General features: G+C 72.6%; 20 protein-coding genes. 13 read left to right on the forward strand and 7 right to left on the reverse strand.

The window, feature by feature from the left end; genetic code table 11:
• Positions 1–7: 7 nt before the first annotated feature.
• A complete protein-coding gene (locus tag FED44_RS13110) occupies positions 8–1933 on the reverse strand; it encodes an APC family permease (protein ID WP_138460799.1) in 1926 nt (641 codons plus the stop codon).
• A 228-nt stretch (positions 1934–2161) separates the two neighbouring features.
• Here FED44_RS13110 and FED44_RS13115 point away from each other — a divergent pair, with 228 nt between their 5' ends.
• Entirely contained in the window at positions 2162–4579 is a 2418-nt protein-coding gene (locus FED44_RS13115) for a Tex family protein (protein WP_244301887.1), read from the forward strand.
• Positions 4580–5162: 583 nt separating this feature from the next.
• Here the strand turns inward: FED44_RS13115 and FED44_RS13120 are convergent.
• Positions 5163–6395: an allantoate amidohydrolase gene (locus FED44_RS13120; RefSeq protein WP_138460943.1), complete on the reverse strand. Its 1233-nt coding sequence runs from the start codon at positions 6393–6395 to the stop codon at positions 5163–5165.
• A gap of 106 nt (positions 6396–6501) precedes the next feature.
• Complete coding sequence (gene hutU, locus FED44_RS13125) at positions 6502–8178, reverse strand: urocanate hydratase (protein ID WP_138460944.1); 1677 nt, start codon at positions 8176–8178, stop codon at positions 6502–6504.
• Between the two features lie 393 nt (positions 8179–8571).
• On the opposite strand from hutU, the gene FED44_RS13130 reads away from it, so the two are divergent.
• The gene (locus FED44_RS13130; protein ID WP_222867934.1) at positions 8572–9696 is read left to right on the forward strand and encodes an MBL fold metallo-hydrolase; all 1125 of its coding nucleotides are present in this window, start codon (positions 8572–8574) and stop codon (positions 9694–9696) included.
• Positions 9697–9973: 277 nt separating this feature from the next.
• On the opposite strand, the gene FED44_RS13135 is transcribed toward FED44_RS13130, so the two are convergent.
• On the reverse strand, positions 9974–10348 hold the full coding sequence (locus tag FED44_RS13135; protein WP_165900860.1) for an STAS domain-containing protein: 375 nt from the start codon (positions 10346–10348) through the stop codon (positions 9974–9976).
• A 141-nt stretch (positions 10349–10489) separates the two neighbouring features.
• On the opposite strand from FED44_RS13135, the gene FED44_RS13140 reads away from it, so the two are divergent.
• The 3 genes from FED44_RS13140 (at position 10490) to FED44_RS13150 (ending at position 12940) form a co-directional block, all read left to right on the forward strand.
• A complete protein-coding gene (locus FED44_RS13140) occupies positions 10490–10861 on the forward strand; it encodes a hypothetical protein (RefSeq protein ID WP_133306123.1) in 372 nt (123 codons plus the stop codon).
• Positions 10862–10954: 93 nt separating this feature from the next.
• Positions 10955–11629: a DUF6766 family protein gene (locus FED44_RS13145; RefSeq protein ID WP_138460802.1), complete on the forward strand. Its 675-nt coding sequence runs from the start codon at positions 10955–10957 to the stop codon at positions 11627–11629.
• 111 nt (positions 11630–11740) lie between these two features.
• A complete protein-coding gene (locus tag FED44_RS13150) occupies positions 11741–12940 on the forward strand; it encodes a hypothetical protein (protein ID WP_138460803.1) in 1200 nt (399 codons plus the stop codon).
• 56 nt (positions 12941–12996) lie between these two features.
• Here the strand turns inward: FED44_RS13150 and FED44_RS13155 are convergent, their stop codons facing one another.
• Entirely contained in the window at positions 12997–13581 is a 585-nt protein-coding gene (locus tag FED44_RS13155; protein WP_117410201.1) for a hemerythrin domain-containing protein, read from the reverse strand.
• Between the two features lie 142 nt (positions 13582–13723).
• The gene (locus tag FED44_RS13160) at positions 13724–15088 is read right to left on the reverse strand and encodes a cellulose-binding domain-containing protein (protein WP_138460804.1); all 1365 of its coding nucleotides are present in this window, start codon (positions 15086–15088) and stop codon (positions 13724–13726) included.
• Positions 15089–15587: 499 nt separating this feature from the next.
• Here FED44_RS13160 and FED44_RS13165 point away from each other — a divergent pair, with 499 nt between their 5' ends.
• On the forward strand, positions 15588–16616 hold the full coding sequence (locus FED44_RS13165) for an ROK family protein (RefSeq protein WP_138460805.1): 1029 nt from the start codon (positions 15588–15590) through the stop codon (positions 16614–16616).
• Between the two features lie 127 nt (positions 16617–16743).
• Positions 16744–17094, forward strand: coding sequence for an avidin-fold protein (locus FED44_RS13170; protein WP_138460806.1), 351 nt, complete (start codon positions 16744–16746; stop codon positions 17092–17094).
• A gap of 10 nt (positions 17095–17104) precedes the next feature.
• Here FED44_RS13170 and FED44_RS13175 read toward each other — a convergent pair whose 3' ends face one another.
• Entirely contained in the window at positions 17105–17767 is a 663-nt protein-coding gene (locus FED44_RS13175; RefSeq protein ID WP_111701266.1) for an Lrp/AsnC family transcriptional regulator, read from the reverse strand.
• 130 nt (positions 17768–17897) lie between these two features.
• Here FED44_RS13175 and FED44_RS13180 point away from each other — a divergent pair, with 130 nt between their 5' ends.
• The 6 genes from FED44_RS13180 to FED44_RS13205 are packed head-to-tail and all read left to right on the forward strand — an operon-like array spanning position 17898 to position 24155.
• Complete coding sequence (locus FED44_RS13180; protein WP_111701267.1) at positions 17898–19493, forward strand: ABC transporter substrate-binding protein; 1596 nt, start codon at positions 17898–17900, stop codon at positions 19491–19493.
• Between the two features lie 22 nt (positions 19494–19515).
• Entirely contained in the window at positions 19516–20541 is a 1026-nt protein-coding gene (locus tag FED44_RS13185; RefSeq protein ID WP_244301888.1) for an ABC transporter permease, read from the forward strand.
• Complete coding sequence (locus tag FED44_RS13190; RefSeq protein WP_111701269.1) at positions 20538–21413, forward strand: ABC transporter permease; 876 nt, start codon at positions 20538–20540, stop codon at positions 21411–21413. Before FED44_RS13185 ends, FED44_RS13190 begins: the two co-directional genes overlap by 4 nt.
• Positions 21410–22216: an ABC transporter ATP-binding protein gene (locus FED44_RS13195; protein WP_138460807.1), complete on the forward strand. Its 807-nt coding sequence runs from the start codon at positions 21410–21412 to the stop codon at positions 22214–22216. Before FED44_RS13190 ends, FED44_RS13195 begins: the two co-directional genes overlap by 4 nt.
• A complete protein-coding gene (locus FED44_RS13200) occupies positions 22213–23160 on the forward strand; it encodes an ABC transporter ATP-binding protein (RefSeq protein ID WP_244301889.1) in 948 nt (315 codons plus the stop codon). Before FED44_RS13195 ends, FED44_RS13200 begins: the two co-directional genes overlap by 4 nt.
• Complete coding sequence (locus FED44_RS13205; protein WP_244301890.1) at positions 23157–24155, forward strand: M24 family metallopeptidase; 999 nt, start codon at positions 23157–23159, stop codon at positions 24153–24155. Before FED44_RS13200 ends, FED44_RS13205 begins: the two co-directional genes overlap by 4 nt.
• Positions 24156–24185: the final 30 nt, after the last annotated feature.

The raw sequence follows: 24185 nt of genomic DNA on the forward strand, positions 1-24185 counted from the left end.
GGCGTCTCTAGCCGACGTGGACCTGGGGGCGGCGGGAGAGGTCGGGCTCGGCCTTGCGGATGACCTCCCGGGTGAGCGGCGGCACGTCCCCGCCGCCGAAGATCAGATAGCGCAGCAGGGCGCCGACGGGGTTGCCCTCCGCCCAGTGGAAGTACACGTGCGGCCGCTTGCCGGTCAGGTCCCGCAGGTGGAACAGGACCGCGGCGATCGTGTTGGCCACGGCGGGGCTCTCCACCTTGAGCACCTGGTAGCCGTGCCGCTCCTCCCCCGCGACGCGCAGTTCCGACTCGAACTCCGAGGCGTCGCTGAGCGTGACCTCCAGGAAGATCATGCACTCGTCCTCGGGCAGGTGGTGGTACTCGCGCGTCTCGCGGTCCTTGTCCTCGTACTCGGCCGGGTCGCGGGCGTCCGGCTCGTTGGCGATCAGCCGCAGCTCCCCGCCGACGCCCAGCACGAACCTCCTCGCCGTCTCGTCGAGCTCGACCCGGGTGGCGCGCAGCTCGGTCGACCGGGTGGCCCGCGAGATCAAGGACGTCGCGACGATCGCGACGACGAACAGCAGGGCGATCTTCAGTCCGTCCGGCCGCTCCCTGATGTTCTCCACGGTCGCGTAGCCCAGGACGAGCGAGATCAGGCCGTAGGCGGCCGCGGCGACCGGACGGCTCTCCCGGTAGGCGGTGATGGTCACGGCCGCCGCGGCCGAGAGGATCAGCGCCAGCACCCCGGTGGCGTACGCGCCGCCCTGGGCCTCCACCTGGGCGCCGAACAGGAGCGTGATGCCGAACGCGACAGCGGTGAACACCAGCACCAGGGGCCGTACGGCACGGGCCCAGTCGGGCGCCATGCCGTATCTGGGCAGGTAGCGGGGGACGATGTTGAGCAGCCCGGTGAGCGCCGACGCGCCCGCGAACCACAGGATCGCGATCGTGCTGAGGTCGTAGGCCGTGCCGAACCAGTCGCCCAGGAGACGATGGGCCAGGTAGGCGAGCGCACGCCCGCCGGCCTTGCCGCCCTCCCGGAACTCGGCGGCCGGGATGAGGACGGTGGTCGCGACGCTGCTGGCGAGCAGGAACACGCTCATGACCAGCGCGGCGGTCGTCAGCAGGCGGCGGGCGCCGGCGATCCGCTGCCGCAGGTCGCCGTCGATCTGCGGCATCACCGCGACGCCGGTCTCGAACCCCGACAGGCCGAGGGCCAGCTTCGGCAGCACGAGCAGCGACATGCCGACCATCGCGAGCGGGCCCGCGTGCTCGGCCGTCAGCGCGCCGTGCCAGTCCGCCACCAGGTCCGGGTGGGTGACCACCTCGCGCAGCGCGACCGCCACGACCACCGTGTTCAGCACGAGATACGCCCCCACGAGGACCACCGCCAGCCCGATGGCCTCACTGAAGCCACGCAGGAAGATCCCGCCGAGGATGGCGATCAGCACCAGCGTGATGACGACCCGCTGCCCGGCGAGGGCCTTGGGAAAGAACGGGTTCTCGATCAGGTGCGCGGTCGCGTCAGACGCCGACAGCGTGATGGTGAACACGAACGCGGTGGCGACGAAGCCCAGCAGCACGAGCACGAGGAGCTTGCCCCACCACCTCGGCAGCAGCCGCTCCAGCATCGCGATGGACCCCATGCCGTGCGGGCTGTGCTCGGCGACCGCACGGTAGGTGGGCAGGGCGCCGAACAGGGTGAGTGCCACCAGCAACGCCGTCGCGATCGGCGACAGCGCCCCCGCCGCCAGGGCGGCGATGCCCGGCTGATAGCCGAGCGTGGAGAAGTAGTCGACCCCGGTGAGGCACATCACCTGCCACCACGGGTGGCGGCTGCCCGGCTGCCCGGCATGGGAGCCCGCCGTCCCCTGGTCGTGCTGAAGGCCCTCCAGTAACCAGGCGCGGAGCGGCCCGCTCCCGCCCTCCGTCTCCTGCCGCGCGGACGTCGCCACTCCGGCTCACCTTCTCGTCGGCCCCCGGGGATTCGGGAGCGGCGGGACAGACGATAGCGGGGCCCGTGCGCGTCCGCGCGGAGTTGTCCACAGCGGCGGCCGGGCCGGACGCCGCTGTGCCGGTCGTCCACAGGAGGACCGAGAGTGTCGGCCGGATCCGGCAGAATGAAGCTCCCCGGACAGGGCCGGCCCGGGGAGGGCGAGCCCGGAAGAAGGCGGATCAGGATCGTGACGACGTCCATTCAGCGGCGGATCGCCGAAGAGCTCGGTGTGCGCGAGAGCCAGGTGGCCTCGGCGGTCGACCTGCTCGACGGCGGTGCCACCGTGCCGTTCATCGCCCGCTACCGCAAGGAGGCGACCGGTGCGCTGGACGACGCCCAGCTGCGCGCGCTGGAGGAGCGCCTGCGCTACCTGCGCGAGCTGGAGGAGCGGCGCGCGGCCATCCTCGAGTCGATCCGGTCCCAGGGCAAGCTCGACGAGGCCCTGGAAGCCCGCATCATGGAGGCCGACTCGAAGGCCCGGCTGGAGGACATCTACCTGCCCTTCAAGCCCAAGCGCCGGACCAAGGCGCAGATCGCCAGGGAGCTCGGGCTGGAGCCGCTGGCCGACGCGCTGCTCGCCGATCCCTCGCTCGACCCCCAGGCGACCGCCGGGGCGTACGTGCGCGAGGGCGTGGCCGACGCCGCCGCGGCGCTGGAGGGGGCCAGGGCGATCCTGGTCGAGCGCTTCGCCGAGGACGCCGACCTGATCGGCGACCTGCGCGAGCGCATGTGGAGCCGGGGCCGGCTGGTCTCGCAGGTCCGGGAGGACAAGCAGGAGGCGGGGGCCAAGTTCTCCGACTACTTCGACTTCTCCGAGCCGTTCACGCGGCTGCCCTCCCACCGGATCCTCGCGATGTTCCGGGGGGAGAAGGAGGAGGTCCTCACCCTCACGCTCGACCCGGAGGCCGAGGAGCCGAACGACTACGAGGCGCGGATCGCGCGGCGGTTCGGCGTCGCCGACCTGGGCCGCCCCGCCGACAGGTGGCTGCTCGACACCGTCCGCTGGGCCTGGCGGACGCGGGTCCTGGTGCACCTCGGCATCGACCTGCGCACCCGCCTGTGGCAGGCGGCCGAGGAGGAGGCCGTGCGCGTGTTCGCGGCCAACCTGCGCGACCTGCTGCTGGCCGCCCCCGCCGGGGCCCGGCCCACGATGGGCCTCGACCCCGGGCTGCGCACCGGCGTGAAGGTCGCGGTGGTCGACGGCACCGGCAAGGTCGTGGCGACCGAGACCATCTACCCGCACGAGCCCAGGCGGCAGTGGGACCAGTCGCTCGCCGTGCTCGCCCGGCTGGCGACCGAGCACAACGTGGAGCTGGTGGCCATCGGCAACGGCACGGCCTCGCGGGAGACCGACAAGCTCGCCGGGGAGCTCGTCAGGCACCTGCCGCAGCTCACCAAGATCGTGGTCTCCGAGGCCGGGGCCTCGGTGTACTCCGCCTCGGCCTACGCCTCGCAGGAACTTCCCGGTCTCGACGTCTCGCTGCGCGGCGCGGTCTCGATCGCGCGGCGGCTGCAGGACCCGCTGGCCGAACTGGTCAAGATCGACCCCAAGTCGATCGGCGTCGGGCAGTACCAGCACGACGTGTCCGAGGTGAAGCTGTCGCGTTCGCTCGACGCGGTGGTGGAGGACTGCGTGAACGCCGTGGGGGTGGACGTCAACACCGCCTCCGCTCCCCTGCTGACCCGGGTCTCCGGCATCGGCGCCGGGCTCGCGGAGAACATCGTCGCCCACCGGGATGCCAACGGCCCGTTCCGCTCCCGCACGGGGCTGAAAGGGGTGCCGCGGCTCGGCCCGAAGGCGTTCGAGCAGTGCGCGGGCTTCCTCCGCATCCCTGGCGGGGACGACCCGCTCGACGCCTCCAGCGTGCACCCCGAGGCGTACCCGGTGGTGCGCCGCATCCTCGACTTCTCGAAGAGCGACCTGCGCACGCTGATCGGCAACACCTCGGCGCTCCGCACGCTGAAGCCGTCCGACTTCGTCGACGACACCTTCGGTCTGCCCACCGTCACCGACATCCTCAAAGAGCTGGAGAAGCCCGGCCGCGACCCCCGGCCCGCGTTCAAGACCGCCACGTTCAAGGAGGGCGTCGAGAAGCCGTCCGACCTGTCTCCCGGGATGATCCTGGAGGGCGTCGTCACCAACGTCGCCGCGTTCGGGGCGTTCGTGGACGTCGGCGTGCACCAGGACGGCCTCGTCCACGTGTCCGCCATGTCCAACTCGTTCGTGAAGGACCCGCGCGAGGTGGTCAAGCCCGGCGACATCGTGCGGGTCAAGGTGCTCGATGTGGATCTCCAGCGCAAGCGCATCTCCCTGACGCTGCGCCTGGACGACGAGACGGCGGGCAACGGCCGCAGGGGCGGCCCCGGCGGCGAGTCCCGCGACGGCTCACGCGACGACCGGCCGAACGGCCGCCGCGGCCAGGGCGGGCAGAACCAGTCCCGCCAGGGCCAGCCCCGCCAGGGCGGCGGCCGAGGTGGGTCGGGCCAAGGTGGAGGCCAGGGTGGAGGCCGTGGTTCGGGCGGGGCACCGGCCGGCGGAGCCATGGCCGAGGCCCTCCGCCGGGCCGGTCTCGGCGACTCCGGCGGCGACCGCCGCTCCCGCTGACGAGGGCATCCCCGCCCACGAGTGGCGCATTCACTGACCAGCGCCGCTCTCACTGACGACGGGTCTCCCACTCCTGAGCGGCGCTGTCACTGACCGGCGCCGCTCCCGCTGACGAGGGCACTCCGCCTCACGAGCGGCGCCCCTACTGACGAACGCCGTTCGCGCTGAGAGCGGCAGGCCGCTCTCAGCAGCGGCGGCGCCCTGCCGACGAACGGCTGCCGCACCTCCGCTGCCCGTCCGGCCCCACACACGGGAGCCTCCCCCTTCCCCGCTCGCCACTTGTGGTGGTGCGGGAGGAGGTGACGAGGGTTCGGCGTCGCGCCGGCGGCGGGGGTGCCATCGTCCAGGCTCCTGGAGGTCCGCGCGGGAGGCGCTGTCGGGCGTCAACGGTGGCGGGGGGGTGCCATCGGCCGGGCTCCCGGCGGTCCGCGCGGGAGGCGCTGTCGGGCGTCAACGGTGGCGGGGGGGTGCCATCGGCCGGGCTCCCGGCGGTCCGCGCGGGAGACACCAGCGGGGATCAACGGCCGCGGGGGGTGCCGTCGGCCGGGCTCCCGGCGGTCCGCGCGGGAGACACCAGCGGGGGTCAACGGCCGCGGGGGGCACCGTCGGCCGGGCTCCCGGCGGTCCGCGCGGGAGACGCCGCCGGGGTCGGCGGGGTCGTGAGCAGGTCCGCGAGCACGGCGGCGAGGGCCGCGACACCGGCGAGGCAGTCGGACTCCTCCGCGTGCTCCCGCGGCGAGTGGGAGACGCCGGTGGGGTTGCGGACGAACAACAGCGCGGCCGGGACCTCGGCGGAGAGGATGCCCGAGTCGTGTCCCGCGCCCGTGGGCAGCGTGGGCGCGCCGCCGAGGACGCGGACGGCACGCTCGCGCAGCGCTCCGTCGAACGTCACGACCGGGGTGTAGGACTCCCGGGTCACCTCGGCCCCCGTCGCCGCCCGCGCCGTCTCCTCGACGAGCCTGTCCAGGACATCCGGGTCGGGCGCCCGGCCGTCGAGCCAGGCGGTCACCCGCGAGGGGATGGCGTTGGTTCCGTTGGGCTCCACCCTGATCCGGCCGAAGGTGGCCAGGGCTCCCAGGCGCCCGGCCTCGGCGCGAGCCGCCAGCACGGCCGCCGCGTAGGACGGCATGGGATCACGCCGGTCCTCCATCCTGGTGGTCCCCGCGTGGTTGGCCTCGCCGCGGAAGTCGAAGCGCCAGCGGCCGTGCGGCCAGATGGCGGAGGCGACGCCCACCCGGTGCGGGGTGCCGGCGAGGTGACGGCCCTGCTCCACGTGCAACTCCACGAACACGCCGACGCGGGCGAGGCGCTCGTCGTCGCGCCCCACGGCCTCCGGATCGCGCCCGGCCCGCTCCATGGCCGCCGCGAGGGAGACGCCGTCCGCGTCGCGCAGCGCCAGGGCGGCATCCGGCGCGACGGCCCCGGTCATCAGCCGCGATCCCAGGCAGGCCAGGCCGAACCGGGCGCCCTCCTCCTCGGTGAAGTTCACCAGGGCCAGCGGCCGCCGCGGACGAAGGCCGCGGGCCCGCAGCGCGTCGAGCGCCGCGAAGGCCCCCACCACCCCCAGCGGGCCGTCGTACGCTCCTCCGTCGGGCACCGAGTCGAGGTGCGACCCGGTGACCACGGCGTCGCCCGCCGCCGGGTCGCCCAGCCAGGCCCACTGGTTGCCGTTGCGGTCGGTCTCGTACGCCAGCCCTCGCGCCCGGGCCTGCCCGGCGAACCAGGCACGGCAGTCGGCGTCGGCCGCCGTCCACCCGTGCCGTCGGTAGCCACCGGTCCCGGCGTCCAGCCCGATGGGCAGCAGGTCACGCCACATCGCGCGGAACCCGTCCCCGGCCTCCTCCGCGATCTCCGCCTGCCATGCCGCCTGCCCTCCGTGCCGCCACGCGGGGTCGTCGACGCCGCCCGGGCCCGCGGCTTGGTCAGGCGCGGGCATCGGGGTGCTCCGTCTCCGCCATCGGGACCCGCACGCCGCGCTCACGCGCGACCTCCGCGGCCCGGTCGTACCCGGCGTCCACGTGCCGGATCACGCCCATGCCGGGGTCGTTGGTCAGCACCCGCCGGATCTTCTCGCCGGCCAGCGGTGTGCCGTCGGCGACGGTGACCTGCCCGGCGTGGATGGAACGGCCAATGCCGACCCCGCCGCCGTGGTGGATCGACACCCAGGACGCGCCCGAGGCCACGTTGACCATGGCGTTCAGCAGCGGCCAGTCGGCGATCGCGTCGGAGCCGTCCAGCATCCCCTCCGTCTCCCGGTACGGCGAGGCGACCGACCCGCAGTCGAGGTGGTCGCGGCCGATGACGAGGGGAGCCGAGACCTTCCCGGAGGCGACGAGGTCGTTGAACCGCTCCCCCGCGCGGTCGCGCTCGCCGTACCCCAGCCAGCAGATGCGCGCGGGCAGGCCCTGGTAGCGCACCCGCTCCCCCGCCATCCGGATCCACCGCGCCAGTGGTTCGTTGTCCGGGAAAAGATCGAGAACGGCGCGGTCGGTCGCGGCGATGTCGGCCGGATCTCCGGACAGCGCCGCCCAGCGGAACGGGCCCTTGCCCTCGCAGAACAGCGGCCGGATGTAGGCGGGCACGAACCCGGGGAAGTCGAACGCCCGCGTGTACCCGGCGAGGCTCGCCTCCCCCCTGATCGAGTTGCCGTAGTCGAAGACCTCCGCGCCGGCGTCCTGGAAGCCGACCATCGCCTCGACGTGCCGGGCCATCGACTCCCGGGCCCGCCGGGTGAAGCCCTCGGGGTCTTTCCGCGCCATCGCCGCCATGTCCTCGAACGCGACGCCCAGCGGCAGGTACGCCAGGGGGTCGTGGGCGCTGGTCTGGTCGGTGACGACGTCGATCTCCGCGCCGCGCGCCAGCAGGGCGGGCACGGCCTCGGCCGCGTTGGCCACCACGCCGATCGACAGCGGGCGCCGCGCGTCCCTGGCCTCGTACGCCAGGCGTAGCGCCTCGTCCAGGCCGTCGGCGCGCACGTCCAGGTAGCCGTGGCCGATGCGGCGCTCGACGCCGCGCGGGTCGCAGTCGACGCAGAGGGCCACGCCGCCGTTCATGGTCACGGCCAGCGGCTGCGCGCCGCCCATGCCGCCCAGCCCGGCGGTGAGGGTGATCGTCCCCGCGAGGCTGCCGCCGAACCTCTTGGCCGCGACCGCGGCGAATGTCTCGTACGTGCCCTGCAGGATCCCCTGGGTGCCGATGTAGATCCACGAACCGGCGGTCATCTGGCCGTACATCGTGAGCCCGAGCTGTTCCAGCCGCCGGAACTCGGGCCACGTCGCCCAGTCGCCGACCAGGTTGGAGTTGGCGATGAGCACCCGGGGAGCCCACTCGTGGGTGGTCATCACCCCGACGGGGCGGCCCGACTGCACCAGCAGCGTCTCGTCGGCGCGCAGAGCGGTGAGCTCCCGCACGATCGCGTCGAAGGAGGGCCAGTCGCGGGCCGCCCTGCCACTGCCGCCGTAGACGACGAGCCGTTCCGGATGCTCGGCGACCTCGGGGTCGAGGTTGTTCATCAGCATCCGCAGGGCCGCCTCCTGCGGCCAGCCGCGCGCGTTCAGGGTGGCGCCGCGGGGAGCCCGGACGGGGCCACGGCCGGCCACCGGATCGGGGGCCGGATCGGGGGCCGGCGTGAAGGTCCGGCCTGTGGTCCGGGGCGAGGTGCTGTCGTCGTCGGTCACGAGTGCTCCTTCCGCCTGCGCGCCGGCCTCGCCTGTCCTGTCCGGCGGGTCCGGTCTCACGCTCTCGGTCCTCCCTACCCTGCCCCGTTCCCCTTGTTGTGCGGTGAGCGGGACGGCGCGAAACACAACGGGGGAGACATTCCAAGGCCGGCCGCCCCGGCCGACGCCCGCTCGCGCGGCCGGTCACGTCTCTGCGGCGGACCGGTCCGTACGGTCTCGTTCATGGCGTGGTCGTCCACAGACGGGAGACGCGGTGCGCGCGCGGGCGCCGGAATTGCCTAGGCTGATCGGCAGAACCCAGCAAGGAGATTGCCGTTGAAGACCGGTGGACAGAAGAACGGTGCGTGGGGCCGTCGTGTGGGCCTGCTCGCGGGAGCGGCGGCCCTGGCGGCCGTCGGATGGACGTTGCGGGAGGTTCCCGCCGCGCTGGGGGCGCGACCGTCGGGCGAGCGGGCTCAGCGGGTGCGCCGCTCCAAGCAGTTCAGCGACGGCGCGTTCCGCAACACGGCGCCCACGTCGATCCTCCCGCCCGGGACGTCCCGGCAGGTCGTGCGTGACCTGCTGTTCGGCAAGGCCCCGCGCAAGCCCCGGCTGCCGGTGCCGCTGGTGACCCCGGGTGCGTCCGCCGGAGGAGACCTCGACGCGATCTGGTACGGCCACTCCTCGGCTCTGATCGAGATCGAGGGCCGGCGGGTGCTGCTCGACCCGGTGTGGAGCGAGCGCTGCTCGCCGGCGTCGTTCACCGGGCCCCGTCGTCTGCATCCTCCGCCGGTGCCGGTGTACGAACTGCCCGAACTCGACGCGATCGTCATCTCGCACGACCACTACGACCATCTCGACATGGCCACGGTGCGCCTGCTGACCCGGACGCAGACCGCGCCGTTCCTCGTGCCGCTGGGCGTGGGCGCCCACCTGGAGCGGTGGAAGGTGCCGGCGTCGCGGATCGTCGAGCTGGACTGGGACGAGGAGACCACGGTGTCCGGCATCCGCTTCGTCGCGACCGCCGGGCGCCATTTCTCGGGCCGCGCCCTCCGCCGCGACCAGACCCTCTGGGCGTCGTGGGTCATCGCGGGCGAGCGCAGGAAGGTCTTCTACACCGGTGACTCCGGTTACTTCGACGGGTACGCCGCGATCGGCGCGGCGCACGGGCCCTTCGACCTTTCGGTGGTCCAGATCGGCGCCTACAGCAAGGGCTGGCCGGACATCCACATGACGCCCGAAGAGGCCGTCCTCACCCACCTGGACGTGCGCGCCCGGGTGCTGCTGCCGGTGCACTGGGGCACCTTCTCCCTCGCCCCGCACGCGTGGAGCGAGCCGATCGACCAGTTGTGGCGGGAGGCGAAGGAGCGCGACGTGCGGCTGGTGGTCCCTCGACCGGGCGAGCGGGTCTCCGTCGACGACCCGCCGGCGGTCGACGGGTGGTGGCAGACGATCGTGTGAGGGCCGCGCCCCGCGGCCGACCGCCCCTGCCTCCCGCCCCTCCCCGGTGGCCCTGCCCACCGCCTCAGCCCCCTATCGGCGCACCGTCCCTGCCCGGCGGCACGACCCACCACCTCGGCCCAGCGCCTTGGTCCATCGTCCCTGCCCCGGCGGCCCCGCCCGCCGGGCGCAGGGCGGGCGCCGCGGGCGAGCGGTGTGGGAGGCGCAGCCCAGTGACAGGCCCAGCTCAATGGCAGGCCCAGCCCAGTGACAGGCGCAGCTCAGCGGCAGGCGCTGCTCAGCGGAGAGGGGCGGCGTGGCGCGTGATGGTCACGGGGCGGTTCAGGGCGTCGGCGAGGGCCGGATACATGGTGAACCGCTCGGTGAGGCCGAGCATCCCGAACAGATGCCGCAGGTGATCGCTGAGACCGCACACGGCCCCGTCGCCGCCCTCCGGAGGCGTCCGGACGCAGGCGTCGATGAGCACTCTTATGCCCGCGCTGTCGATGAAGCGCAGCTTCTCGAGGTCGAACAGGATGCGCGTCGCGGGCCGGGCCAGCAGGGGGGCCACGTGGTCCCGCAGCCTGGACACGGTGAGTACGTCGAGTTCCCCGCTTAGTGTGACCACGGTGAACGGTGGCGACTGCGTCACCGTGACCTGGAAATCGTGCAAGGGTCCCACCTCCGTCGGAGTGACGACCCTCAGGAGAACCTTCGGGACTCGCTCATATTACGCTTTGTAGGCGATTAATCCCATATGACCGTTCCAATCGCGGCCTTCGTTTCACACCCGTCTCCAGGGTAGTGCCGGTCCATGGCTGCACGAGCAATGGTGGTCGTCTGCCTCGCACTGATCACCGCGGGCTGCGCGTCCGCCGAGAAGGACCCGGTCGTCTCGACGGCCGAGCGGTTCCTGTCCGCCGCCGGCCAGGGCCAGGGCGGGCCGGCCTGCGGGCTCCTGGCGCCGAAGGCCGCGCGGTCCCTGGACGACTGTGAGAAGCAGATCGTCTCCGTCGGCCTGCGGCCCGCCGCCGTACGCGAGGTCGACGTCTGGGGCGACGAGGCGCGGGTGCGGCTGGACGGCGACACCCTCTTTCTGCACCGGTTCCCCGAAGGCTGGCGAATCCGGGCCGCGGGCTGCGACCCCCGGCCGGGCCGGCCGTACGAATGCGAGGTGGAGGCGTGAACGGCGCGCGCACGCTCTATTGGGCGCTCCTGGTGATGATCGCGCTGGTCCTCGGATACGTGATCTTCATCGGGCTGGCGGGGAGGTAGCGGGGTGCGGCGCCTGGTTCGCGACAACGCCCTCGCGGCGTGCTTCCTGCTGCTGTTCCTGCTCAGCCTGGCCGGGCAGTCGGTCGCGGGCACGGCGGCCTACAACGAGGACCAGGTCGCGGAGGGCGGGGCCCCCGTCACGTGGCTCCAGTACGTCACCTCCTCGACCTTCGCCGTGGACGTGGCCGAGAACTGGCAGTCGGAGTATCTGCAGTTCTTCCTCTACATCCTCATCACCGTGTGGCTGATCCAGCGCGGCTCGCCGGAGTCGAAGAAGAGGGGCGAGGAGGGCCTGGAGTCCGACGCCGAGCAGAAGGTCGGCCGGTTCGCCGGCGCCGGGTCCCCCGCGTGGGCGGCGGCAGGCGGTTGGCGCCGGACGCTCTTCAGCCACTCCCTCGGCCTCGCGATGGGCCTGATCTTCCTGCTGTCCTGGCTGGCCCAGTCGGTCGCCGGGCTCGCCGCGTACGACGAGGAGCGACTGGCCCGGTTGGAGGACCCGGTGGGCTGGGGCGGGTACGTCATGTCGGCCGAGTTCTGGAACCGCACGCTGCAGAACTGGCAGTCGGAGTTCCTGGCCGTCGCCTCGATGGTCCTGCTGGCGATCTTCCTTCGGGAGCGCGGCTCCCCGCAGTCGAAGAAGGTCGGCGACCCGCACTCCGCGACGGCGCCGTCCGGCTGATCCCCCGCACGCCACCGGATGCCAATCTCGGCCAAAAGCTCCAAATAGCCACGTTTGTCGCATTCCATGGCCTGGGTACGCCCAGCGCGAATCGTGGGGAGGAGCACCGAGATGACGTTCAATCCACTGCGTGAGCGCGGAATCCCGCTGGACCGGCAGGTGCGGAACTGGCGTGAGCTGGACGTCACGCCGATCGACCCCGACCATGCCGACCCCTACACGCGGTGCCGGATCATCACGATGAACGGCATCGAGATCGAATCGATCATGTTCAGCCACCACTTCGCCCGCCGCTGCCCGGACCTCGGCGTCCGGCAGCGCCTCGCGGAGGTGCGCTACGTCGAGCAGCAGCAGCAGAAGGCGGTCAACTGGCTGCTGCCGGGGCTCGCCTCGGTGCTGGAGACGACCATCGCCTACGAGCAGGTCGCGGTTGACCTGACGGCGTGGGTGGCGCGGATGGAGCCCGACCCCTACCTCAGGAAGGCCTACGAGTTCGGCGTGCTGGAGGACTTCGACCACCTGTACCGGTACGCCAACCTGTACGAGATGATCGAGCACCGCAAGGCCGAGAAGATCGTCGACCAGCTGACCGAGGTCATGCCGGGCCGGCCGACGAAGATGCACCACCGCCACCCCGTCGACAACGTCCGCGAGCACTACGACCGGGAGAAGGCGAAGCCGGTCTCGAAGCTGCACGCGCTGACGATCATGTCCGCCGAGCAGCAGACGATGAACTTCTACATGAACGTCGGCCCGACGTACATGGAGCCGATCGCGCGGCAGCTGTACCAGGAGATCGGGCTCATCGAGGAGGAGCACGTCACCCACTACGAGTCGCTGCTCGACCCGCGGGAGACGTGGTGGGAGCAGTGGCTCAACCACGAGTACAACGAGTGCTACCTGTACCACTCGTTCATGGAGACCGAGTCGGACCCCAAGGTGAAGGCGATCTGGGAGCTGCACCTGAACATGGAGCTGGAACACCTGCGGATCGCCGCGGAGCTGTTCCGCGAGCACGACGGCCGGGACCCGGAGCAGGTGCTGGCCCCCACGCTGCCCACGCCGGTCACCTTCGAGCCGAACAAGGGCTACCTGCGCGAGCTCATCTCCACGCAGATCGACCACACGACCCTGGGCACCGGCTACGTCCAGGAGGCCCACGAACGGTTCCAGCGCTGGCAGGAGCAGGTCCACGACGACGTCGAGCCGGCCAGCGAGCGGGTCATCGACGACAACCGCGCCAGGTCGGGCGAGGAGTACCGCCTGGAGATCGAGGGCGGGCACCCTCTCTACAGCCTGCGCTCCCACTGACAGGGCGCCCGGCCCGGGTCCGCACGCACCGCGTACGGACCCGGGCCGGGCCGGCGTCAGCCCTTCCGGCCCAGCGCCTGGCGGATCAGGTCGCGGGCCCGGTCGACGATCGCCGCGGGCGGGCCGAACAGCAGGTTCCTCGTCATCGACTCCACCCCGGGATGCGGCCGTGTGGGGGCCATCGCCAGCGCCGCCCGCACTCCCAGGGCCATCGCACGCCGTTCGGCCGCCGTCGTCTCGGCGCGGAGCCGGGTGAACTCGTAACGCTCCTCGGCCCGCGCGTGCGCGAGCACGGCCGTACGCAGCCTGTCGAGGTTGGGCATGAACTCGGAGTGCTCGGGGCCCAGGTCGTCCAGCATGGCCAGCATGCGTTTGGCCTCGTGCTCCTCCTTGAGCCGGTCGGCGACGATCTCTCCTCCCCCGTCGACCCGCAGCCGGGTGTAGGGGTGGACGATCTCCTCCTCCGCCGTCTCGTGCACGGCCAGCATCCGCACCAGCCGCCGGAAGGGCTCGTGACGCTCGCCGGGCGCCGCCCGCTCCACCTCCTCGAACATGTCCCTGATCACGGCGTGCTGGTGGACGAGGAGGTCGACGACGTCGCCCTCCTTCATCAGTTCGGGCACCGGGTGCACGTCGGTCATGTATCTCTCCCCTCGGATGCGGCGTCCGGCCTCCCGGAAGAGGCCGGACGCCGGGACGAACGGGACCGTCAGCCGTCCCGCACCACGGCGGGCACTCAGCTACTTACCCTTTTCGGTCACCGTCCGTCACCAAGGGCTTCGTTCAGCAGCCGACGGGGCTGGAGCCGAGAGCCACGTCGTCGTACCAGAGCGTGTCCGAGTCGCTGCCGTAGCTCTCCCAGCCCAGGCGGAAGGTCGTGGGCCGCGGCGCCGTGGTGCGCCGCAGCCACTGGGCGTCCACGTTCTGGGTGGGCGTGCCGTCCACCCGCAGGCCGGCGATCTCCTGGTCGTCCAGGTACGTACGCATCGCCTGCTGGCTGGTGTCGATCTGGAAGCGCAGGCAGACCCAGCGGTTGGTGGGCAGCGGGGCGCTCAGCGCGATGCCGGCCGGGCTCTGCTCGGGCAGTGTGGCGTCGTCGGACTCCCGGTTCCACTGGAGCGCGTTGCCCTGGCCGCCGATCCGCAGGTCCTTGCCGCCGTCCCGGGAGTCCGCCATGGTGATCATGGTGACGTGGTTGGCCGGGAGCGCGGTCGTGTGCCGCACCCACATCCGGCCGTACACCACGGGCCCGATCGCCGAGACGTTCTTGGTGGTCCCGACGAACATGTGGTTGCAGTAGTTGCCGCCGCCGTTGACCCGCAGGGACTTGCCGCCGCTGTGCGCGGTGGAGGTGTCGATCGTGGCGGTGCCGCTGCCCGAGCAGTTCGGCGTGCTGACCTGCCATTCACCCGACGGCGTGCCCGACTGGTCCTCGAACCCCGAGCAGACCACCAGGCCGCTTCCGGAGCAGCCGGTCGAAGGCGTCGTCGAGGGCGACGGAGACGGGGACGGTGACGGGGACGGTGACGGGGACGGGGACGGGGACGGAGACGCGGACGGGGAGGCCGAAGGAGACGGCGAGGGCGACGGGGACGGGGACGGGGACGGCGAGGGGGACGCCGACGGAGACGCCGAAGGGGACGGGGACGGCGAGGGCGACGGCGAGGACGTGCCTCCGCACGGCACGCCGTTCAGGTAGTAGTCCGACGGCGGTGTGAGGCTGCCCGACCAGGTGCCCTGGAAGCCGAAGTCCGCCGTGGCGCCCGTGGCCAGCGACCCGTTGTAGGAGGCGTTGGTGGCGGTCACCGTCGTGCCCGACTGGCTGACCTGCGCGCTCCAGGCGTTGGTGATCTGCTGGCTGGTGCCCGCCGTCCAGCGCAGCGTCCACGAGCTCACCGCGGAGCCGAGGTTGGTGAGCCGCACCGAGGCGGTGAAGCCGCCCTGCCACTGGTTGACCGTGTAGTCCACCTTGCAGACCGGGGCCGCGGAGGCGACGGTGGGCACCAGCACGACCACGAGCCCGGCCACCAGCGCGGCCAGGGCCGCGACCAGGCGCGCCGCCGGGGAGCCGGGCAGGCCGCGACCGGCGCGCGCACCCCTCCGGATGCCCGCACGCCGGTCACCGGGTGCGGGACGGAACTGCTTCATGCGTACCTCGCTTCCTGCGCATCTGTCGTGTGGCGCTTGGCGCGGCCGCGTCGGCCCGCCTCGCCCGGGTCGGCGGATCAGCCCGGATCGGACCGGGCCGGCCGGAGGCGGCGGCAGGGCGGACGCCGCGCGTGCGCGACGACGGGAGCGGCGCCGGCCGGCCTGGCCGGGCGCACGGGTCGCGACGCTGCGGCCCCGGACGCAGATGTTTTCTCCCGGTCGCACGGCAGGTCAACGGACGCCGCCGCGCCCCCTCCACTCCGCCCCGGGCCACGCGGCCGGCGGCGGCGTACGGCCCAGCTCACGGGCGCGGCGGCGGCCGGAGGCGGCCGGGCCGGGGCGGTGGCCGAACTGAATCTTTCACCATGCCGTCATGTGACGATGTCCGCCGTACCCTGCGCCTGTGCCCCATCCGGCCGGTCGCGACCCAGCGGCTGCCCGCCGGGCGCCGGCTCTCGTAGTCTTCGCTCTGACACGCTCGAACAAAGGACATCCCCCAATGACAGATGCAGGGTCCTGGGTCGTCGTCGGGCTCGACAACGGCGGGACAAGCAACAACGCGACCGTCCTCGACGCCTCCGGACGTTTCCTCGTGGACCGCATGGTCGAGACCCCGAGCCTCGTGCGGGAGGGCCCCGAGGTCGCGGTCGAGCAGCTCCTCCTCGCCCTCGGCAACGTGCTGGAGCTGACCGGCACGCCCCGGTCCACGGTGCGCGCGGTGGGCCTCGACACCCCCGGCCCGGCCAGCGCCGACGGCGTGATCTCCTCCAAGGGCGCGACGAACTTCGTCGACCCCGGCTGGTTCGGCTTCGACTTCCGCGCCGCCCTGGAGGCCCGGCTGGGGCTGCCGGTCGTCTACAACAACGACGGCAACGCGGCGGCGCTCTACTCCCACCACGTGCGCTTCGGCGGGGACGCCTGGCAGCGCTCGTCCGTCTCCGCGATCGTCGGCACGGGTCTCGGCGGCGGCGTGATCCAGTCGGGGCACGTCGTGAAGGGCGCCGCCGGGATGGCCGGCGAGCTCGGGCACGTCCACATCCCCATGCAGGGCCTGCTGGAGGAGGATCAGCCGCTGCCGGCGTGCAACTGCGGCTTCACCGGGGACGCCGAGAGCGTCGCCTCGCTGACCGGCATCGAGAAGAACCTGCTGCCCTACTGGCTGACCCGCTTCCCCGGCCACGAGCTCACCGGGGTCGAACCCGTCGCGAAGGCGGCCCGGCTGCTGCGCGGGTACGCCGAGAACGGCGACGCTCTGGCTCTCAAGGTCTTCGAACAGCAGGCGATGGCCATCGGCAGGCTGTTCACCGTCGCGGCCAACTTCACCGACCCCGACGCGTACTTCCTCGGCGGCGGGGTGGTCGAGGCGGCCCCGCACTTCCGTGAGTGGTTCCTGGAGAAGGTCCGCGAGCACACCCTGCTGCGGGAGGAGCAGCGGCAGGTGGCCACGATCACGCTGGTGGAGGACCTCGACATGGCCGGAGCCCGGGGCGCCGCCCTGGCCGCGCTCTCCGAGATAGTCGGCCGCTGACACCTGTTCACGATCGGGCCGGGCCGCGGCGGGTGATCTGGACGGATCATCCGCCCGGCCGGTGTCCGGCGAGCGGAACGTCCAGAGCGGGTTGCGAATCTCGTTCGGTTCGGCACGATGCGGACTCGTGAACGACACAGACCTGCTCAACGGCCGCCGCTTCATCATGATCAGCTCCACGGCCGGCCCGGTGGACGCCGACGCGCCCACCGAGTTCGTGTACGAGGAGTCGGGCGGCGTCATCTGGGGGCACTACACGGGCGACACCGTCGTCGACGGCCGGTTCGTCGGCACCCGGGAGGCTGACCGCGTCGAGCTGTCCTACGTCCACCTGCTGAAGACAGGCGAGCGCGCGAGCGGCCGCAGCACCAGCCGCATCGAGGCGGCCGAGGACGGCAGGCTGCGACTGGTGGAGGAGTTCCAGTTCGAGGGCGACGACGTCACCCACGTCAGCGTCTGCGCCGAAGTGGTCTCCTGACTCGTCCCCGCTAAGTGGCATCGCGCAGCGCGGCGCGGCCCTCGGCCGCGCCGACGAAGCGCATCTTGCCGAGCGGCAGCCCCTGTCCCTGCTCGGGCTCCGGCGAGGCCGAGGGGGCGGGCCGCCGCGGGGCGCCGCGGCCCCGGTCCCGCTCCATGTCGCCGGGCAGCACGTACGGCCGCCTGAGCACCTCGTCGAGGATGAACACGGTCTCGGTGGCCTTGACGGCCGGGATGCCGGCCAGCCGTTCGGTGACCATCGCATGCACCTCGGCCACGTCGGCCATCCGCACCTGGATCATGGCGTCGTGCTGCCCGGTGGTGATTGCGCAGTACTCCACCTCCGGCATCTGCGCGAGCTGGGCGCGGAACTGCCGCCACATCTGCTGGCGCACGGTCACGAAGATCAGCGCGACGATGCCGAGGCCCGCCCGCTGGTGGTCGATCTCGGCCGTGAAGCGCCTGATCACACCGTCGGCGCGGAGCGCCTCGAAGCGCGTGTAGGCGTTGGCCCGGGAGATCCCCACCCGCTCGGCGAGAGCGGACACCGAGACGCGCCCGTTGTCTCTGAGCACCTCAAGGATCTTCAGATGGGTCGCGTCCAGCTCCAGGCCGATGCCGATCCGTCCAGCGGCGCCGCCTCCGGACCCCGAGTTGCCTGATATTTCGGTCACTGGTTCATCCTCCACGGGAGATTCGTCTCGGCCTAGCCGCATGAGCTGGACTTTCTGCCGGACAATCCTGGACGATCGGCGACCAAACGTCCATACGGCCAAGAGTTGGCCTGTTTTCGGAGGACACATAATGACGACCCGTTCGTGGCAGGTGAGGGCCGGCCTGCTCCCGGTTGTGCTCACCGGCGCCCTCGCCCTCGCGGCCTGCTCCGGCGGCGGCTCGTCCAGCAGCACCCCAAGCGGCGCCGCGGGCAAGACGCTCGTGATAGACACCTCCTTCGACCTCAAGACGGCGGACCCGGGGCGGACCTACGAGCCGACCGGCCTGATCGTCGACAAGGCGACCTACGACACGCTCCTCACGTTCGAAGGCTCCGACGTCACCAAGCCGGTGCCGTCGCTCGCCGAGTCGTACGAACTGTCGTCCGACGGCAAGGAGCTCACGCTCAAGCTGCGGCAGGGCGCCAAGTTCTCCGACGGCTCCCCGGTGACGGCCGACGACGTGGTGTTCTCCCTCACCCGCGTGCGCGACATGAAGGGCACGCCGTCGTTCCTGCTCGACGGCGTGGAGATCGCCAAGAACGACGACACGACCATCACGCTGACGTCGAAGACGCCGAACCCGGCGCTTCCGTACATCCTTCCGAACCCGGCCCTCGGCATCCTCAACTCGAAGGCGGCCAAGGAGCACGGCGCGACGAACGACCCGAACGACAAGGCCGAGCAGTACCTGAACTCCGCCTCGGCGGGCTCCGGGCCGTACACGATCGAGTCCTTCAACGTGAGCACCCAGGTCGTGCTCAAGGCGAACGCGCAGTACTGGGGCGCGAGGAGGCCCCACTACGACAAGGTGGTCATCCGCAACGTCGAGTCGGCCGCGCAGAAGCTCAACGTGCAGCGCGGCGACAGCCAGGTGGCGCTGAACCTGTCCGGCGACCAGGTGGCCGGCATCTCCGGCGGCCTGCAGGTCGAGCGGACCGCCTCGGCGTACGTGTTCTTCCTGCTCGCCAACCAGGACCCGGGCGTCAGCAAGATCACCTCCAACCCCAGGTTCGTCGAGGCCGTGCGCAAGGGCATCGACTACCCGGGCCTGCTGGAGCTGGCCGGGGAGGGCTCGACGCAGGCGTCCGGCATCATCCCGTCGATGTTCCTCGGCGCGCTCCCGCCCGACCAGGCGGCCAAGCGCGACGTCGAGGGCGCCAAGGCGGCGCTGGCGGAGAGCGGCGTGACCGACCCCACCGTCAAGCTGGAGTATCCCAGCGAGCTGACCGTGAACGGCCTGTCCTTCCAGCCGCTGGCCGAGCGCATCCAGGCCAACCTCAAGGAGGTCGGCATCACGGTCGAGCTGACCCCCGCTCCGGTCACCACCGCGCTGGACAACTACCGCAACGGCAAGGAGGAGCTGGGCCTGTGGTACTGGGGCCCCGACTTCCCCGACCCCAGCAACTACCTGTCGTTCGCCCCGGGCAAGCTGGTCGGCCTGCGGGCCGGGTGGAAGACGGGTGCGGACAAGGACGTCGAGGCCGCGGCCGGCAAGGCCGGCGCCGCGGTGACCGACGACGACCGCAAGCAGGCGTACACCGGCTTCCAGCAGAAGCTCAACGCGACCGGTCCGTTCATGCCGCTGATCCAGCCGGGCCAGAACATCGTGACGGCGGCGTCCGTCACCGGCGTGGAGTACCACCCCGTGTGGACGATCGATGTCGCCGGCCTCGGCGCCAAGTAGCCGCCGTACGGGGAACCGGGCGGTGCGCAGCCCGCTCGCCCGGTTCCTGGTGCGGCGGATCCTCACGGCGCTGCTGCTGGCGGTAGGGATCACGCTGGTCACCTTCGTGCTGACCAACCTGGTGCCGGGCGACCCGGTGGCGGCCAACCTCGGCCAGCGGGCGGTCGGCGACCCGGCGATCGTGGCCCAGTGGCGCGCCGACCACGGACTCGACCGGCCGCTGCCGCAGCAATACCTGATGCACCTCGAAGGGCTGCTGCACGGCGACCTCGGGACGAGCCAGCAGAGCCACCGCCCGGTGCTGGACGACCTCGCCGAGTCCGTTCCGGCCACGCTGGAGCTGGCGGGCGCCGCCATCCTCGTCTCGCTGGTCCTCGGCGTCGGATTCGGGGTGGTCGCGGCGCTGCGGCGCGACCGTCTGTCCGACCACGTGCTGCGGGTGCTGAGCCTGGTCGGCATCTCGGTGCCGACGTTCTGGCTCGCCCTGGTGGCGTTCTACGTGTTCTTCTTCCGGCTGCAGATCACCCCGGGCAGCGGCCGCGTCGATCCCGGGATGACCCCGCCGCCGCATGTCACCGGCCTCTACACGGTCGACGCCCTGCTGTCGGGGCGCTGGGACGCGCTCTCCTCGGCCGTCGCCCACCTGGCCGCGCCGGCGCTCGTGCTGGCCCTCTACACGATCGGCCTGCTGACCCGGTTCACCCGCTCGGCGGTGCTGGAGGTGCTCGGGCAGGACTACGTCCGCGCCGCCCGCGCCAAGGGCCTGCCCGGCCGCGTGGTGCTGTTCCGGTATGTCCTGCGCCCGGCGCTGGTGCCCGTCATCACCGTCGCCGGCCTGGCGTTCGGCAGCCTGCTGTCCGGCACAGTGCTGGTGGAGGCCGTCTTCGCCTGGCCGGGGGTCGGCCAGTACGCCTACAAGAGCGCCACCACTCTCGACCTGCCCGCCGTCATGGGCGTCGGTCTCGTGGTGGGCGTGGTCTACCTCGTCATCAACCTGGTCGTCGACGTGCTGTACGGCGTCATCGACCCGAGGGTGAGGGTCTCATGAAGCGCGCCGGCCTGTTCGCGCGCGGCCGCGTGAGCCGGCTCCCACAGGCGTGGCGGCGGCCGCTGGCGGTCGTCGGCACCGTCGTCACGCTGGCCTGGATCGTGGTCGCGCTGGCCGCGCCGGTGCTCGCGCCGCACGACCCGCTGGCGCAGGAGCTGCCCCGGCTCGTGCCGCCCGGCCCGGGCCACTGGCTCGGCACCGACCAGCTCGGCCGCGACATCCTCAGCCGGATCATGTACGGCGCGCGGGTCTCCATCCCGCTCACGCTGCTGCTCGTGGCGCTGTCGGTGGTGGTCGGCGGCCTGCTCGGCGCCTGCGCCGGATATTTCGGCCGGTGGGTGGACGAGACGATCATGCGTCTGGCCGACCTCGTGTTCGCCTTCCCCACCGTCATCCTCGCGATGGTCGTCGCCGCCGCCCTCGGCGCGAGCCTCGGCAACGCGGTGCTCGCCGTGCTCGTCGTCGCCTGGCCGGCGTACGCCCGGGTGACCCGCGGCCTCGTGCTCGGCGTACGGGAGCGGGAGTTCGTGCTGAGCGGCCGGCTGCTGGGCTTCTCCGCCTGGCGGTCGCTGCGGGTGGACGTGCTGCCCAACGTCACCGGACCCGTCCTGGTGCTCGCCACCCTCGACATCGGCACCGCGCTGCTGCTGCTGTCGGGCCTGTCGTTCCTCGGGCTCGGCGCGAAGCCGCCGTCGCCCGAGTGGGGCGCGATGGTCGCCGCAGGAGTGGACGTCTTCGACAGCTGGTGGGTCGCGACGTTCCCGGGGCTGGCCATCCTGACGGTCGTGCTCGGGTTCAACTTCCTCGGCGACACGCTGCGCGACGCGCTCGACCCGCGTACCGCCGGGGCGATCAAGGAGCGTGCGCTGTGACGGCGGAACCACGGGCGGCCGCGCTGACGATCGAGGGGCTGCGGGTGTCGATCGGCGGCCACGACGTCCTGCACGGCGTCGACCTGGCCGTGGAAGCGGGACGCGTGCACGGCCTCGCCGGCGAGAGCGGCTCGGGCAAGACCATGACCGGTCTCGCCGTGCTCGGCCTGCTCCCCCACGGCTCCCGCGCATCGGGACGGATCGCCTTCGGCGCCCGGGACCTGCTGGGGATGCCCGCCCGCGAGCTCGACGAGGTGCGCGGCGCGAAGATCGCCATGGTCTTCCAGGACCCGGCGACCAGCCTGCATCCGATGCTGACCGTGGAGCGGCAGCTCACCGAGCACATGCGCCACCACCTGGGCGTCGGCGGCAGGGAAGCGCGCGATCGGGCCGCCGGCCTGCTCGCCAAGGTGCGCATCCCGGGCCCCCGGGAGGCGCTGAAGCGCTACCCGCATCAGTTCTCCGGCGGCATGCGGCAGCGGATCGCCATCGCCGTCGCGCTGGCCTGCGACCCCGAGGTGCTCATCGCCGACGAGCCGACGACCGCGCTCGACGTGACCGTGCAGGCCGGAATCCTCCGCCTGCTGCGCGGCCTGTGCGACGACCTCGGGCTCGCCGTCCTCCTCGTCACCCACGACCTCGGCGTGATGTCGGCGGTCGCCGACGAGGTGAGCGTGATGAAGGACGGGCTGGTCGTGGAGACCGGCCCGCGCGGCCGGGTGCTGCGCGAGCCGCGCCACCCCTACACCCGCTCGCTGCTCGACGCCCTGCCCGTGCCTCCTGCTGGGGAGAACTCGCCATGATCATGCCTCTGACCGGGCCCCTGTTGTCCGTGGAGGACCTCGTCGTGGAGCACCGCACGCCGGGCCGCCCGGTCGTCAGGGCCGTGGCCGGGGCCGGCCTGCAGGTCGCCGCCGGCGAGGTCGTCGGCCTGGTCGGCGAGTCGGGGTGCGGCAAGTCCACCCTCGCCCGGGCGTTGTGCGGGCTGCACGGCGCGGCCTCCGGGCGGATCCTCGTCGGCGGGCACCCGGTGACGCCCCTCGGGCTGCGCCGCAGGAACCCCGCGCTGACCGGCGTGCAGATGGTGTTCCAGGATCCGTACTCCTCGCTGAACCCGCGCCGCCGCGTGGGCGCGCAGATCGCCGACGGGCTGCGGACGGCGGGCGACACCGCGACCAGCCCCGCCGACGTGCTCGAACGGGTCGGACTGCCGCGCGCGTTCGCCGGCCGCTACCCGCACGAATTCTCCGGAGGGCAGCGTCAGCGCATCGCCATCGCGCGGGCGCTCGCCGCCCGGCCGTCGCTGCTGATCGGGGACGAGCCCATCTCCGCCCTGGACGCCTCCGCCCAGGCGCAGGTGGCCCGGCTGATGCGCGACCTCGCCATGGAGTCCGGCGCGGGCCTGCTGTTCATCAGCCACGACCTGTCCGTCGTGCGGCTGATCGCCGACCGGATCGCGGTCATGTACCTCGGCAAGGTCGTGGAGACCGGGCCGACCGCGGAGGTGTGGGCCGACCCCAGGCACCCGTACACGCGGGCGCTGCTCGCCGCGATCCCTTCCCCCGACGGCGCCGGGGTGCTGCCCGCCGAGCTGCCCGGAGACGTGCCCGACCCCGCCGATCCCCCGGCGGGCTGCCGGTTCCACCCCCGCTGCCCGCTCGCCATGGACGTGTGCCGGGAGCGGGAGCCGGACTTCGGGCCGGTGGCCTGCTGGCTGCACGAGCCGGAGCCGTCCTCCCTGTCATGATCGACCCCCTCATGCTGGAGGACGTACGCGCCGGGATGGCCGATGCGGGTATCGACGCCCTCGTGCTGCGGCCCTCGCCGGACTTCCGGTATCTGCGCGCCCGCTCGGTGGGGCTCGCGGAGGCGGGCTATCTCGTCATGGCGCTCGACGGGCCGCCCACCACGGCGGGCGATCCCGCGCAGGCGGCGGCCCTCGTGCCCCCGGCGGCACGCCGCGTGGCAGTGGACCCGCAGATGCACGCCGCCGAGCTGTTCGCGCTGCGCCTGGACGCGGAGCTTGTGCTGGCGTCGGCCGTGCTCGCGCCGCTCCGCCTGCGCAAGCGGGCCGACGAGGTGGCCGCGATGCGGCACGCCGCCGCGGTGGCCGACGCCGTGCTGCTCGCGGCCCGCGAGCTGGCCTGGTTCGGCGCCACCGAGCTGGCGATGGCCCGCAGGCTGCGGGCGATGCTCGCCGAGACGGGTTGTGAGGGGACGCCCTCCGTGCTCGTCGCGGCGGGCGAGCACTCCGCCGACGCGCGTCACCTGCCGTGCGAGCGGGTGATCAACCCTGGTGACGCGCTGCTCGTCTCGGTCGGCGGGCGCTGGAACGGCTACTGCGCCGAGGTCGCCCGGGTCTTCGCGGTCGCCGAGCCGCCGGAGGACTTCGACGCCATGTACTCGGTCGTCCTCGCCGCGCAGCGAGCCGCCGTCGACCTCGTACGCCCCGGAGTGGCGTGCGCCGAGGCCGCGACGGTCGCCGGCGAGGTCATCTACGGCAGCGGCTACGGCGACTACGCCGCCGCCGGGGCCGGCCGGGGCATCGGGCTGAGCCCGGTGGAGGGGCCCTGGCTGGCGGCCGGGGAGAGGTTCGAGGCCGGGATGACCGTCTGCCTGGAGCCCGCCGTCTACCTGCCCGGCCTCTTCGGCGCCCGGGTGGCCGACGTGGTCGTGTGCGGCGAGGAGGGGCCGGAGCCGCTCAGCACCGGCTCCCGCGCGCTGCACGTCCTCGACCGTTAGTGCCACGTTCCTCCGAGCCGACGCCGGCCA

It is taken from the genome of Microbispora triticiradicis, assembly GCF_005864065.1.
GTDB classification, from domain to species: domain Bacteria; phylum Actinomycetota; class Actinomycetes; order Streptosporangiales; family Streptosporangiaceae; genus Microbispora; species Microbispora triticiradicis.